General features: G+C 44.5%; 11 protein-coding genes. 5 read left to right on the top strand and 6 right to left on the bottom strand.

The window, feature by feature from the left end; genetic code table 11:
* Positions 1 to 475: 475 nt before the first annotated feature.
* Positions 476 to 2,617 carry a glycine--tRNA ligase subunit beta gene (glyS, locus tag ACTIE0_RS12225; protein ID WP_006668816.1) on the top strand — a complete coding sequence of 714 codons (2,142 nt, stop codon included), beginning with the start codon at positions 476 to 478 and terminating at the stop codon, positions 2,615 to 2,617.
* 10 nt (positions 2,618 to 2,627) lie between these two features.
* On the opposite strand, the gene ACTIE0_RS12220 is transcribed toward glyS, so the two are convergent.
* Positions 2,628 to 2,873, bottom strand: a complete 246-nt coding sequence (locus tag ACTIE0_RS12220) for a hypothetical protein (protein ID WP_439516908.1) — start codon at positions 2,871 to 2,873, stop codon at positions 2,628 to 2,630.
* A gap of 262 nt (positions 2,874 to 3,135) precedes the next feature.
* Here ACTIE0_RS12220 and ACTIE0_RS12215 point away from each other — a divergent pair, with 262 nt between their 5' ends.
* Positions 3,136 to 5,322, top strand: coding sequence for a serine/threonine-protein kinase (locus ACTIE0_RS12215; protein ID WP_235720183.1), 2,187 nt, complete (start codon positions 3,136 to 3,138; stop codon positions 5,320 to 5,322).
* A gap of 282 nt (positions 5,323 to 5,604) precedes the next feature.
* Positions 5,605 to 6,648 (top strand): aromatic ring-hydroxylating dioxygenase subunit alpha, encoded by a 1,044-nt coding sequence (locus tag ACTIE0_RS12210; protein WP_006625159.1) that lies wholly within the window; start codon positions 5,605 to 5,607, stop codon positions 6,646 to 6,648.
* A 12-nt stretch (positions 6,649 to 6,660) separates the two neighbouring features.
* On the opposite strand, the gene ACTIE0_RS12205 is transcribed toward ACTIE0_RS12210, so the two are convergent.
* From ACTIE0_RS12205 to ACTIE0_RS12190, 4 genes are all read right to left on the bottom strand, one after another.
* Positions 6,661 to 8,352 carry a DUF3352 domain-containing protein gene (locus ACTIE0_RS12205; protein ID WP_006668818.1) on the bottom strand — a complete coding sequence of 564 codons (1,692 nt, stop codon included), beginning with the start codon at positions 8,350 to 8,352 and terminating at the stop codon, positions 6,661 to 6,663.
* 39 nt (positions 8,353 to 8,391) lie between these two features.
* The gene (locus ACTIE0_RS12200; protein ID WP_006625161.1) at positions 8,392 to 8,685 is read right to left on the bottom strand and encodes a hypothetical protein; all 294 of its coding nucleotides are present in this window, start codon (positions 8,683 to 8,685) and stop codon (positions 8,392 to 8,394) included.
* Positions 8,686 to 8,782: 97 nt separating this feature from the next.
* The gene (locus ACTIE0_RS12195) at positions 8,783 to 10,252 is read right to left on the bottom strand and encodes an LCP family protein (protein WP_434475090.1); all 1,470 of its coding nucleotides are present in this window, start codon (positions 10,250 to 10,252) and stop codon (positions 8,783 to 8,785) included.
* 248 nt (positions 10,253 to 10,500) lie between these two features.
* The gene (locus ACTIE0_RS12190) at positions 10,501 to 10,890 is read right to left on the bottom strand and encodes a hypothetical protein (RefSeq protein ID WP_006625163.1); all 390 of its coding nucleotides are present in this window, start codon (positions 10,888 to 10,890) and stop codon (positions 10,501 to 10,503) included.
* 176 nt (positions 10,891 to 11,066) lie between these two features.
* Here ACTIE0_RS12190 and rpe point away from each other — a divergent pair, with 176 nt between their 5' ends.
* Both rpe and ACTIE0_RS12180 read left to right on the top strand, forming a co-directional pair.
* On the top strand, positions 11,067 to 11,768 hold the full coding sequence (rpe, locus tag ACTIE0_RS12185; RefSeq protein ID WP_008051461.1) for a ribulose-phosphate 3-epimerase: 702 nt from the start codon (positions 11,067 to 11,069) through the stop codon (positions 11,766 to 11,768).
* Between the two features lie 211 nt (positions 11,769 to 11,979).
* The gene (locus ACTIE0_RS12180) at positions 11,980 to 12,600 is read left to right on the top strand and encodes a hypothetical protein (RefSeq protein ID WP_006625165.1); all 621 of its coding nucleotides are present in this window, start codon (positions 11,980 to 11,982) and stop codon (positions 12,598 to 12,600) included.
* Positions 12,601 to 12,622: 22 nt separating this feature from the next.
* Here ACTIE0_RS12180 and ACTIE0_RS12175 read toward each other — a convergent pair whose 3' ends face one another.
* On the bottom strand, positions 12,623 to 14,860 hold the full coding sequence (locus ACTIE0_RS12175; protein ID WP_006625166.1) for a CHASE2 domain-containing protein: 2,238 nt from the start codon (positions 14,858 to 14,860) through the stop codon (positions 12,623 to 12,625).
* Positions 14,861 to 14,863 lie beyond the last annotated feature (3 nt).

Here is a 14,863-nt window from a genome sequence, read left to right as displayed (position 1 = left end):
TGTCGTGAACTTCTGAAATTGACAGGAGTCGGAGAGGGAATGCGGCGACACCAATTTAGGGAAAGGTGGGGGGGGAAAGGCGATCGCTCTATACCCCTACCGGAAAAGGTTACAGCCACACCCGCCTAATTTACCTCCCCCAACTCACGAGTTAACCCTCACGCCAGGAAGAGTTTTTAAATGTATCGGAAATACTACGGGTAATTGAGTGATTTTTCGGTCTATTTCCTAACAGTAATTGACAAAACCAAATTCGGCGTGATATTTTAAAGATAATGCCTATCTTGTGTCTATAACTGGATAACCTGCCGGAAACCATGATTCTGTCGTGAACTTCTGAAATTGACAGGAGTCGGAGAGGGAATGCGGCGACACCAATTTAGGGAAAGGTGGGGGGGGAAGTTAGAACCGAAACCAACCGAAACTGTGGTAGGATGTAAAATTGTCCGAACACTGACCACCTGCACTGTCTCCCATGCCTAGCTTTTTACTCGAAGTCGGTACAGAAGAATTACCAGCAACCTTTGTCGAAGGCGCGATCGCCCAATGGGAGGCGATGATTCCCGCCAGCCTAAAAGAACAATACCTCACCTGCGAGTCGGTGAAAGTGTACGCCACACCGCGAAGACTGGCTGTAGTCATAGCGGGACTGCCACAACAGCAACCTGATCGCGAAGAAGAAATCAAAGGTCCCCCCGCCAGTGCTGCCTTCAAAGACGGGAAACCGACGAAAGCAGCGGAAGGTTTCGCGAAAAAACAGAATATCAACTTAGAAGATATCGAAATTCGCCCGACCCCCAAAGGGGATTTCGTGTTTGTCCTCAAACAAATTCCCGGACGGAAAACGTCGGAAATTTTAACGGAATTAATACCCCAATGGATTAATCGGTTAGAAGGTAAAAGATTTATGCGCTGGGGAGATGGAGATATCCGCTTCCCCCGTCCGATTCGTTGGTTAGTAGCCCTATTAGATAAGGAGATATTACCGCTAAGTATCCCCAACGGTTCGGAAACTATTAGCAGCGATCGCCATAGCCAAGGTCATCGAGTGTTACACTCGAACTCAGTGAGTATTGCGGAAGCGACGGACTATGCGGAAACCCTGGGTAAAGCGTTTGTAGAAGTAGATCCGCAGACCCGAAAAACAGCGATCGCCAACCAGGTAAAAGTAGCAGCGAACAGCGTAGGCGGGGAGGCGGAAATTCCCGAAGAGTTACTGAATGAAGTGGTTAACTTAGTGGAATGGCCGACAGCAGTAGTGGGAACTTTTGACGCGGACTTTTTAGTGCTGCCACCAGAAGTGATTAAAATGGTAATGGTGACACATCAGCGCTATTTCCCAGTCCTAGATACCCACGGTAATCTGAAACCATATTTTATTACGATTTCTAATGGCGATCCAGCCAAAGCTGCAATTATTGCATCGGGTAATGAACGGGTAATCCGCGCCAGATTAGCAGATGGAGAATTTTTCTATAAAACCGATTTAAAGAAACCCCTAGAAAACTATCTCCCCGACTTGGAAAATGTCACGTTTCAAGAAGATTTGGGTTCAGTTCGCGACAAGGTGAATAGAATTATTGCCAATGCCGATCGCATTGGTAAACAGCTAGAAGTAAGGGAAGGGGAACTCGCCCAGATAAAAAGGGCAGCCTTATTATGTAAGGCGGATTTAGTCTCTCAGATGGTTTATGAATTTCCCGAACTTGAGGGAATCATGGGGGAAAAATATGCTTTAGCTGGCGGCGAACCTGAAGCGATCGCTAAGGCTATAGTTGAACATTATCTCCCCAAAGGAGCAAGCGATCGCCTCCCGACAAATATCATTAGTCAAGTGGTCGCCCTAGCTGATAAACTCGACACGCTAGTTAGTATTTTTGGCTTGGGAATGCTTCCCACAGGTTCATCAGATCCCTTTGCTCTGAGAAGGGCGGCTAATGGAGTTGTGAATATTATCTGGTCTGCTGACCTACCTTTAAACTTGCATGAACTGCTAAAGGATTTAACGACGGATTTCGTTAATAGTCATCCTAACGCGATGTTAGGTCTGATTCATCATTTAGAAGATTTCTTTTTACAGCGCATTCGGACTTTGTTGCAGGACGAGAAAGCCATTGATTATGATTTGGTTAATGCGGTGTTGGGAGATGAAGACATAGAATATAAGGAACGCGCGTTACAAGATTTATTAGATGTACGCGATCGCGCTTTGTTTTTACAAGAAATTCGCGGTGACGGTACTTTAGACATCATCTATGAAACTATCAACCGTTCCACCCGTCTCGCTAAACAAGGCGACCTCGACACGGGGGAACTTCAACCCCATGCGGTGATTAACCCTTCTCTGTTTGAAAAGTATTCAGAACAAGCATTTATGGAAGCCCTAGAAGACTTGATACCCAACACTCAAGCCGCATTAGAAACTCGCAATTATCGACAATTAGTGACAGCCTTAGCAGCAATTGTTCCCACAGTTACCCAATTCTTTGATGGTGAAAATAGCGTCTTGGTGATGGACTCTAATCCGAAAGTACAGCGAAACCGTCTCAACCTACTAGGGTTGTTGCGAAATCATGCGCGTGTACTAGCAGATTTTGGCGCAATTGTCAAGGGGTAAATGGTAGATTTTAAAATTCTGTCATGATTTCTTTGGGAAAAAATTTGAATCCATTAAGCACCAAAATGACTAACCCGGTCAGAATCACCCAATTAGCCAAGAGGAAACTGGAGACAACCGCAACTAAAGCAATACCTCCTGAGACTAGCTTGATTAATTCTTCTTGGGTGTGGGTATAAACGAAAATGGCAGCAACAGAGATAGCGATCGCAATTAGGGAAGGTAGATATCCAGCGAAGTTGATTTCCATGACCATGAGACTCCTAGTGGTAACTGTTATGGTTGCTAGACCCAAAATAGAAGCCTGTGTAATTATCCAATCAAGCGATACTGCAACTTTCCTAACCGACCTATAGGGAAATTGCCTATAACAGTTGTCAAATAGTGGAATTGCTGGTTATTGACCGTTATTCCAGGTGACTGTAACTGTGCTAGTTTCCTGATTGACACAATGACAGTCAACTCCCCTGGTGGTAGAAAGATGTTGGAGAGAGAGATAAAGGTCGGCTGTTGTCTGGGTGGGGAGAATTTTTAAAAACTCTGGTAGATATGGAAATCATCTGCGATCGCGAAAATATTGTGCCACCAAAATGGAAAAATTGAGGCACAATAAATATTATGCTGTCACTCAGAATGCGATCGCTATGACCTGCTGCATCAACCCCAACTGTCCGCAACCGATAAACCCCGACAACCTTACATATTGTCAAAGCTGTAATACCCCCCTAATTTCCCTACTGCGGGGACGCTACCGCATTCTTAAACCGTTAGGAAAAGGAGGGTTTAGTCGCACCTATCTAGCTGAGGATACGGATAACCTCAACCGTCGGTGTGTAGTCAAACAACTGGTGGCGGAGGTAAAAAGTAACTGGGGACTACAAAAGGCAGCCGACTTGTTCAAGTTGGAGGCGCAACAATTACAGCAACTAGAAGGTAACCCACAAATTCCGGGAATTTACGGTTATTTTGAAGAAGATAATTGTCTATATTTAATCCAACAATATATAGAAGGAGAAAACCTGGCGCAACTTTTAGAACAGGGTGGAAGATGGAATCAAGCACAAGTCCGCCAACTGCTGTTAAAATTGCTTCCGGTTTTAGAATTTATCCATAGTCGCCAGGTGATTCACCGAGATATTAAACCGGAAAATATCATCCATCGTAGCAGGGTTCCTCAACCGATAAGCGATCGCCATAATTTAACCCCTACCCCTAACCAAAGCGCACCCACTATCATTCAAGATAAAGTAGTTACCCAAACCACAGATATCGGTGATTTAGTATTAATTGATTTTGGGGTATCCAAACAACTATCAGAAACGGTGATGGTTAACCCTCTAGGGACAAGAGTAGGTTCAGATGGTTATGCGGCTTTAGAACAAATGCGTGGGGGAGAAGCCTACGCCGCCAGTGACCTATACAGTTTGGGTGTCACCTGCTTTCATTTACTCACGGGAATTCATCCCTTTGAATTATGGACAGAAGAAGGTTATGGCTGGACAAAAAACTGGCGTAATTATCTACCAACTCCTATCAGTCCAGAATTAGGACAAATTATCGATCGCCTACTTCAGAAAGACCTAAGCGATCGCTATACCAACGCCGCCGAAGTTTTAAGAGACCTCAACTCTAATAGTCATCCTCTCCCAGTGATTTCCCATCCTTTATTTATGGGATTATCCCGCCGCCGAAAACCTGCGAAAACGATAGCGATCGCTAGTGCGGCATTATTGTTATTGGGGACGGGTGGAAATATACTATTAAAAAATACCCCCCCAACGTTAATGTCTTGGATAACTCCGGTGTCGGCGTGGAATCAAGCGAGGTTAGGACAAACCTTAACCGGACACACTGCTAGGGTATTAACTGTGGCTATTACCCCTGATGGTAAAACTCTCGCCAGTGGTAGTGATGATAATACGGTGAGATTATGGAGTTTACAAACCTTTGAACATCTTTCTACTTTAACGGGACATGGAGGCGCTATCAACTCGATTGCTATCAGTCCTGATGGTCGAGTTATCGCCAGTGGTAGTCGCGACAATACGGTGAAATTGTGGGATCTTCACAGCAAACAAGAAATCGCCACGCTGAAAGGACATGAAAGGGATATTACGACGATCGCTTTTAGTCGAGACGGTCAAACTCTCGCCAGCGGTAGTCACGACCATACTATTACTTTATGGTATTTAGGGACTAATGAACTCATTGGTACATTAAGAGGGCATAATCGGGAAATTCGCGCGGTGGCTTTTAGTCCTAATGGTAGACTGCTGGCTAGTGCTTCCCAGGATAATACGGTGAAATTGTGGGATCTTAACCGCCGCGAGGAAATCTCGACTTTATTATCCCATGATAACTCAGTTAATGCGATCGCCTTTAGTCGAGATGGTCAAACTCTCATCAGCGGAAGTAGTGATAAAACTCTGAAATTATGGGACGTTACCACTAAGGAAGTTATGGCTACCTTACACGGACATTCACAAGGGATTAAATCTATCGCGGTGAGTCCTGATGGTCGAATTATCGCCAGTGGTGGTGATGATGATACAGTCCAACTTTGGGACCTCAAAAATCAAGAAGCGATCGCTACCTTGCGAGGACATTCCTCTAAAATTGAAGCGATCGCCTTTTCTCCCAAACGTCCCCTCTTAGTTAGTGGTAGCCATAATCGCAACCTGGAAATTTGGCAAATTCCTGACTAATCTACCAGCTATTTATAGCAGGGATTATCAAGTCGTGATTAAACCGGGGATTTTCCGACAGGCTTTGATAGGGAGATTTTCCATTTATGGTCAACCTGGTTGACCTCAAGATCTGGAATAGTCCACGATTAAAAATTTCGGATTTTCCTCAAAAAACAGTTGACATAAAGTTAGTATCATGCTAAAATAATCGGTGAGTGTCAAAATTGCGCTGTGCTTTGAGTATTTTAGGATTATCCCTATTCGGCTAAAATTGGAAGCTGGTGAAATAGAGGCGATCGCATGACCCCAAGTTACGCAAATAGGAGGGACATCAGACAATTAGGGATTAACCCCCATTGCTGGTATGTTGTTAGTAGCAGCCAGGAAGTCACCAGTAGCCCGGTGGGGGTAATTTTGTGGAATCAGCCGATTGTGTTATTCAGAGACACTCAGGGGAAAATAAACGCCTTAGAAGACAGATGTCCCCATCGCCAAGTGAAACTAAGTCACGGAAAAGCGATCGGAGACGAGATAGAATGTACATATCACGGCTGGAGGTTTAATGGTGGTGGAGACTGTGTTTATGTACCGTATTTACAGGAGAATCAAAAACCACCAAAATGCGGAATCAAGACCTATCCAGTGCGAGAATTATATGGATTTATTTGGATATTCATAGGAGAGGAAAAGCCAGATAATGAACCCCTAGAAATTCCCGAATGGGAACACCTGAACTACATAGCCACCGTGGCGACAATTCACACCCAGGCGCACTATTCTTTTTTAGTCGAAAACCTGATGGATATGTACCACGGACACCTACACCAAAACTGGCAAGCCTGGACGGAGGCGCAATTAGATTATATCACAGAAACCGACAATAAAGTTGATGCTTATTATGAAGCACAAAGCTATTATAAAATAGACAAAATCTGGTCTATATCACAACTATTTTTCCGGTCGCTGCGACAACTCCACCCGGAAAGGCTGACGGTTAGTTATATATATCCCCATTGGTATTCTACTCTCGGTGAAGACTTCAAGATTTACTGTTTACTCTGTCCAATTAGTGTAAGTGAAACCCGCGCCTACTTAATCCATTTCACGTCACTTAACGCCTTTTGGAGACTGCATAAACTCCCGATTAAATTTCGTAAATTCATCAAAAACAGGTTATTTGGTTGTGCGAAAAAAATGTTAGATGGTTTAGTGGCAGAGGATGTAAAAATGATAGAGGAGGAACAACGGGCTTATCAAAATCACCCCCAGCGGCGGGGTTATGAATTAAATAAAGCGATCGCATCTGTGCAGCGAGTGATGAAAAAGCAGGCGATCGCCAATTAATCAACTAACCATCTAATTCTCCTGATTATCAGTAGATACAGCGGCAGATTTTAGATTAACAAATAGGTCATAACGGCTGGTGTGGTTATCGATGACAGCGGTAGTCAAACCGATAGATTGAATAGCATTTACCCAGACTTCTTGTTGAGGGGGTAAAGGGGGTAAAGAAAGGTTTTGGCGATTAAATACCTGTTCAACATTAATATAAAAATTCCCATGTTTAGGACTAAGACTAGAGGGGAAAGTTTGTCGGAATAAAGAACTGGAACTAATGGCGGTTTGAGGTTGTGGTATAATTTGGTTAGCCACAGGAGCGCCCAAATTGACAAAAGCGACATCTCCATCTAACCAACCGCGAAGCACAGTAAAGCCGCCATAGGGAGAAGTCCACTGAACCACAGGCTGACCATTAAGTTGAGCATCACCAACCTGGAAACCGCGACCCCTGAGAATTTCATCTAATTGTTGTAAAGCGTTGTCCGCCGCATTGCGATCGCTCGCCCTAACCATAAACACCAAACCAGCCATAAAGCGTTGAGGGGTGTTAGGATTAGAAATACCCGGAATTACAGACAGAGAAAACTCCCCATCCATCCAGCTAAGGAAATCTCGCTGCAACTCCATACCAATAGACTCTTGTAAAGTAGCAGCCAAAGCCTGTGGATTAAAAGGAGCGATCGGATTAGCATTAGCCCCCTGATTATAATCACTCCAGAACTGTTTAAGGTTGGTGCCACCGAGAGTCATAATCGCCGTATCTGGGATACGTCTGAGCATTCCATCAGTAGAATTCCCAACAGTGAGTTTTCTATCAGTGTTAGGCCGCAACCAGGAAACCCCCTGAAAATTAATGCCATTATCTCTTAAAATAGCAGTAGTAGCAAAGCCCTGGTGTCGTTTCAATTGTGCCAAACTTTCTGGGGGAATAGGCTGCGCCGCCGTCATAGAAGCCAAAGAAGCAGCGACGGGAATATTCAGATAAACCTGAGCAAAAGCCTGGGAATTTCTAATTTGTTGAATGGCTGCGGAATATCCAGGAGTAGCAGCGAGGGAACTATCACCGTGATAAGTATCGATCGCCCTATCAGTAGCACGAGGGTCATCAGAAACGAGAAGAAACTCTCGACCCAGGACTGCAATAGAATAATTTTGCAATCGTCCTTGAGTTTCAAAGATATCAATTCCCCGGTAGTTACGTTCGAGAATTTCTCCTTGATTTAAAGACTTTCGTGCGGACAAAATTTCTTGAGCGCGGAGAGGATTAGCGATAGGAAGTAATAAGATCCTAGCGGAAGCCATGGGAGACTGACGGGGAGTATCACCGGAGGGGGAAGGCTGACCAGAGACCAAAGCCGGATCAGGCAACCAAGCCATCATCACCTCATTACCAATCCAGGGCTGAATATCTTGCTCAAAATTATAGCCCTGATCAGTAAAAATGCGATCGCGCCACTGAATTAGCAATTGTTCAAAAGCCGCCTGAGACTGTGAAGTGCCATACTGTTGAAGTGTTTGCCATTTTTGTGGCGCAGTAGAAACAGAAACAGCTAACAGCGCATCTTGGGGAACAATATTAGCCCCCAAAGGCACATCTCTAATAGTTCTTCTAGCGGTGAGTGCGAAATAGGCAGCAACCCCACCACCAACCAAAACAGCGATCGCACCTATAGTTACAAGCAGGGACGGTTTATTTTTTGCAAGCATAACTAGCCCATGGGAAATCGAAAAAACTCAGATCTCAGTTCACAGTAGCACTAAATCAATCAAAGTGTAGAAACCTAGAGCCAACAATAGGATAGCAACCAATTGGGTAAGCAGTAAGCGGTTAGAGGGAAAAATCGCCTCTCGAACTAACATAGAAGCCGAAGACCCCATCACATAACTAAGACACAAGACCAAATATGGCCACCGTCCTGTTAAAGCCCACAGCAGCAATAGTGTCATCCCCAACAGTAGCATGAGAACCTCAATAAATTGAGGCGGATTATATTGGGTTAGATAAACCAGATTCTGCCACCAAACTTGCCAAAGTCTCATCAGGTTATCTCGCTGTCAAATTCATCTACTTTCCAGGATAGTCCCTGAACAGACCAGGAAGCAAGGGAACCGGGACAAAAAGGTGTTACCATAGGTTTTAGGGTCCAGACAGTCGCCGTCGGGAGCTGCCGAAATCATCCTCGATCTGTAATTGTGGCTCAGTTTCCTCCTGAAATTTAGCTTCGTATTTTTCCAGCCAATCCAATCCTACCTGAATGGTAATATCGGACTGTAGATGACCGGTACTTTCCACCACAACTTCCCCAAATCCCAAAGCCTCCTGAATAGTTCGTGCGCCTCTGACATCGCCATCTTGAGCAATAATACGGGTGACATCAAGTGGTTGATTCCAGGGTCTTGTCAGTCTCAGATTCCAATATCCCTTACTATTGAGAGAAGACATGAAATCATCAACGGCATAGGAATCATCAGTGCTGTCTTGGATAGCAATTCTCAAATCCCTGGGATCAACATTATCAAAACTCCAACGGTTATGACCAAAATCAAAATGTTTGGTCACCATGGCATCAAGGCGACTATAATCTGCTAGCCAATAACTAGCCCTATACTCTTTCGGGTCACTAAACTGTCCAGGAACCATAAGCATTTGTACATCATCGGGACTCACCTGGGCGGCAAAATTCACCAAAGCCACCAATTCTTCTAAGGTCAAATTTGTATCAATATGAGATTGAATAATGGACACTAACCGAGGTATACGGGAGATGGTACTCACATCTAAAACTTGGTTAATAAAAGAGCGGATCAGCATTTGCTGACGCTGTACCCGACCAATATCACCTAAATTGTCATATCGGAACCGCAAAAACTGTAAAGCACGATCACCATCAAGATGTTGTTCACCCTCTTTCAGATTAATATAAAGATGTTGGCTATCATCTTGATACCTCATATCTTTAGGAACATAAACGGTGACTCCTCCCAAGGCATCAATTAGCTTTTCAACGCCCAAGACATTAACGCGAACGTAGCGATCGATACCGACACCGCCCATCAATTCACTGACGGACTTAGCGCTAAGTGCCGGACCACCATAGTAGTTAGCATCATTAATTTTAGTCATCCCCCGTCCCTTGACAAAAGTACGGGTATCCCTAGGAATAGAAAGAACTTTTAACTTATTAGTATTAGGGTCAAAACGCAACAGAAGCATGGTATCAGAAAGACCCTTAAAGGAGTCTACCACCGCATGATATCCCAGGTCTTCTTCTGGCGGTTCATCTAAATCGGAGGTTAAAACTTTAATACCCAAAACCAGAATATTTACCGGACGAGTTAATTCCGGTAAACGCATATTCACCCGCGCCATTTCACCCTTAGAAAAAACCGCCTCTTGTTCAGGTGTTAACTTTTCCTGCATGAGGGGAGTTGAAGATAAGGAAACAGCCAGCAAGGCTCCGGCCGTTGCCGAAATCATAGCCACTCCAGTTAAACCCATACCAATACCAAGCCATTTGGCGGGGCTAGACCTGGTGAACTTTTTCAGAATAGGTCGAGAAGGTTGAGATCTAAGTGGTTTTTGCCGTTTGATTCGATGATTTGACACAGGCTTCCTCACACACCAATTTTAATATACAAAGAGTTGACAGACACTTCCGAGAAATTTTGAGATCAATTGACTACTCATCAATTGTAGTCTTCGATCGCCCTGGTTAGCAATGGTTAGCTATCAGTAGTGGGTAGATCAATGGGGAGTAATCAGAGCCGCCAGAATAATCCATTCTTTCAGCATCAGCCAGCGCTAACAGGATATACAACTCACCAAAATCTACCGGTCCTGTAATATTAAGAGACTCAGGAGTTAGGGGGATTATCCCGCAGATAACGACGCATAACCTTTTCGGCAAAAGGACTGATTGCTGGCAACCATAGGGGTTTATCTTTCCATAGACGCACCATTAAGCCAAAGTTAACTAAAAAGTAAGTTGTGGTCAGGACACTGCTAGTGAACAACACAGGTAGTTCGGGGATTTCCGCAAGACTAGCACCACCGCGCAAAAGTAAATTGCCAATCAACCAGCTAAATGCTAAAGTCACCACTAAGCGACAGGTAGCGCGTTCTTGGGGTGTACCCTGATGGCGATACAAAGTCCAGATGGCGGGGACAAAGCCCAACACGGGAATTAAATACACAAATTGTTGGATAGATATTCTATCGGTGGGTTGGTAAGGATCATGCCGCATAAGATATCCTCATCTCCAGGCTGATAGGTTGGATGGCTGGGGTCGGTATGGGAAGATATTCCCTAGGGAAATCACCAGCGGGGATGGCAAAAGCACTTTTTTTGTTTGTCCCTTGGGGTCAGCAAATTCTGATACACTGGATAAAAAGACCAGATGTTGGAGGAAACACAATCGCTATGAGCCAATCCCAAAAATCAGTTGTTATCGCCCCATCTATATTATCAGCAGATTTCAGTCGTCTTGGAGAAGAAATTCGCGCCGTTGATGAGGCTGGCGCAGATTGGATTCATGTTGATGTTATGGATGGTCGCTTTGTCCCTAATATTACCATTGGTCCCCTGATTGTTGATGCTATTCGACCGGTTACGAAAAAGCCTCTGGATGTTCACCTGATGATTGTGGAACCAGAGAAGTATGTTGAAGATTTTGCTAAGGCTGGGGCTGATATTATCTCGGTTCACGCTGAACATAATGCTTCCCCCCACCTCCACCGGACTCTCAACCTGATTAGGGAATGTGGTAAACAGTCCGGTGTGGTATTAAATCCTTCTACTCCCCTGGATTTGATTGAGTATGTTTTGGATGTGTGCGATCTGGTGTTGATTATGAGTGTCAACCCCGGTTTCGGAGGTCAGAAGTTTATCCCGACTGTGGTTCCTAAAATTCGTCAACTGCGCCAAATGTGCGATGAGCGGGGTCTTGACCCTTGGATTGAAGTTGATGGCGGCCTGAAGATTGATAATACCTGGCAGGTGTTGGAAGCTGGAGCTAATGCTATTGTGGCAGGTTCGGCGGTGTTTAATGCTGATAATTATTCGGAAGCGATCGCCGGTATTCGTAATAGTAAGCGCCCTACTCCTGAATTAGCGACGGTCTAAAGTCCTAGTTTGAGTGAACTCAGGGGGGGCGTGATCTGGGAGTATCCTACTAGGGACTTGCTAAAATCGCTCCCCCTAATCCCTTGATTCGATAAATGCAATCACACGCCACATAGTGAGTTATTATGGGTGAGCCTTCCTGTTGAGCTACTAAATGTGGACATCGAGTTAGGATTGGCATGGCTTCAGAATCTAGGTTATCTAAGAAAGTATGGCTCAAACACTAATCACATCAGGCATCATCAATCCCCGCCAATGGCCTTTAGCCCGTGTTTGGTTGGAGGTGGCTACTTATCTGGGAGTCCCACCTCGCCAAATCGATCGCCTAGAGTTCTGGACACATCAAATTTGGGTTAAACTCCTAGGGATGAGGGCCACATTAGTTAGTTTTCGGGTTCTCCCTCTGTGGGTGGAACAAGGAATTGCAGCTATTAGGGAGACGCGCGATCGCGATCGCCTAGATCTTCTGGGGGAAATATTTAGCACAGAAATCTCACGCTACTCGAAACACTATAATTCCCCCAAAATAGAAGCGTGGCGATCGGCTTGGGCGGAACAATCCCAGAAACTCAAACAACAAGAACTTATCAGAATTCAGGAAGAAGAAAATCTATCACCCCTTCGCGAACACCAGCAGGCTTGTCAACAATGGCTGGAAGGTTGGCGGGTGATTCTGAAACACTGCCAAAGTCTGGAATCTCTCGATAATTTGGCCCCGGAAATTGAACGACAAATGCCGGAATTTTCCGACTTGGAGGAAGCAGCCACAGCCATGGAAATTTGGAGCGATCGCCGTCAGGAAGTAGCCCAAATTACTGACGGAATTCCTTAATTTTCCCGATACCTAATCTGATTTAGCCTTTAATCATCTGGTAAATATCATTAAGTTTAGCTTCAATTACAGGAGGTTTAGAAGTGAAACGAATATAAAATTTACCCGGTTCTGCTGGTTTTTCTAATACCTTGGCATAGATATCTTCCCGCAGTTCCAAGTTAGATGATTTCAGATTCAGTTTGATGTTAGTTAACACCAGCGGTAAAGAGTCTGTACCATCTTCTGCACCTATTAAAGCACTGCGATCGGAGAGTTGTAATAACCGCCCAGAAAATAGGTTTTCGCCAACGTGCTTACCTTCTAAGACGGTATATTGTAATGATATCGGCTGAGACAAAGAATAAAATATTTCGGTTTCTTTAGGTAAAAATAGGTTATATTTACCGGCAATTCCAGAGACTTCATAGATAGCTATGGGATTTTTCACCCCCTTGGGTTGTACCAATTTCTTGTCATCAATTTTGACCCAATTAGGAGTAGTACAATTTAGGGTTTCTTCGGAAATAATAATTTGTCCGCCTGTGGTGTAAGACTCGATTCTGTAGGTGAGATTAACATGACTTCCTACAACTCCGTATTTGGTGCGTTTTTCCGAACCCAAATTACCAACGACAACTTCCCCGGTATTAATGCCAATTCCCATTTCTAAAGCTGGTAATTCCCACTTCTCCATTTGTTCATTTACCTGAGCCATAGCCAATTGCATGGCTACGGCACAAGCCACGGCCCTTTCCGGGTCATCTTCGCGCAGGGTAGGCGCACCAAATAACACTAAAATACCATCCCCCATAAATTCATCAATTGTCCCTTGATAATGGGTAATGACATCAGCCATATAGGATAAATAGAAATTCAGCACCTGCACAACTTCTTCCGGTGGTAAGCGTTCAGAAAGCGCGGTAAAACCCCGTAAATCGGAGGTTAAAATAGTGATTTTACGACGTTCTCCACCCATTTTTAATCCCTCTGGGTGTTCCAGCAAATTAGCAACTATTTCATCACTGAGATATCGACCAAAAGTTTTACGGATATCTGATGCTGAACGAGCAATATAAGCAGTAATTACGGCTACAGAACCCACCAAAGCGATGGATGAAGGGACAACAGGCAACCACCAACTGCCTAAAAAAGCGACCCAGGTAAAGCCTAATAAAATACCCCCAGCCAGAACCAAAATCACAACTCTTTTAAATAGGAATTGTCCGACTCTAGTGGGGTCGCGTAGTCGCCAAGTCAAGGTCGCCCCCAGACCAGACCAGAACATAATCAATAGCCACTCGACAACTTCTGGTAAAGTTCTAATCAGAGGTCGATTTTCCAGGGCGGCGCTGATGATTTTACTAACAATATTAGCATGAATTTCTACGCCAGTCATGCGTTGATCAGGCGCTAGGGTGTAGGGGATAGAAAATAAATCTTTCATGCTTTCGCCGACGGAACCAATTAAAATAATGCGATCGCTTCCCCAGTCTGAGGCTACCCGGTTTTCAAAAATATCTCGCATGGAGACAATTTCAAAATGCTGGCTAGGTCCTCGGTAGTTAAGTAAAACTTGATAGCCACCATCATCGGCGCGCACATAACCCCCATCATTCCCCTCAAAAGGAACAAACACGACATCACCAAATTTCCACCAATTATCTGTACCTTCTACAATCTCAACGGAAAAGTCAGGTTCTGCATTTAAATATCTCAGGGCTAAATGAACGGCAAAACTATGGACAGTTTCCCCATTTTCTCTAGGTAAATATAGCAAAGCGCGACGCACCCTATTATCCTGATCAACAATCAGGTCATTCGCCCCAACTTGTCCTCTAGCAGCCAAGGCGGGAGGGGGTCCCACCCGACTAAAAAAGTGATCACCTATAACTTTTTCAATACCAATTAGATTATCTGTAGTTTCAAAAAGCCGCACCAATTGGGAATGGCCAGGTTCAAAGGGTAAATCTCGATAAATATCTAATCCGATTACCCTAGGATTCATGGCATTGAGTCGTTGGATTAACTCAAAATAGACCCCATCTGGTACATAACCCTGACCAATAAATTTAAGGTCATCCTCATCAATACCAACGATGACAATGCGACTATCACGGGCTTCTGGGGGCCGCCAGCGCATATACTGGTCATAGGCCCCCAATTCCAAGGTTTGCAAAACACCAGTTAGCCGTAATAAAATCACGGCTAGGGTGACAGAGGGGGTCGTCACCAGGACAACCCGCCAATTCCAGAATCGTTCTCTAATGGTTTTGAACATTAG

Origin of the sequence: Limnospira sp., assembly GCF_051859755.1 — a bacterium.
GTDB classification, from domain to species: Bacteria; Cyanobacteriota; Cyanobacteriia; order Cyanobacteriales; family Microcoleaceae; genus Limnospira; species Limnospira fusiformis.
The sequence above is the reverse complement of the archived record's forward strand: the minus strand, read 5'-3'. Positions and strand labels throughout refer to the sequence as shown.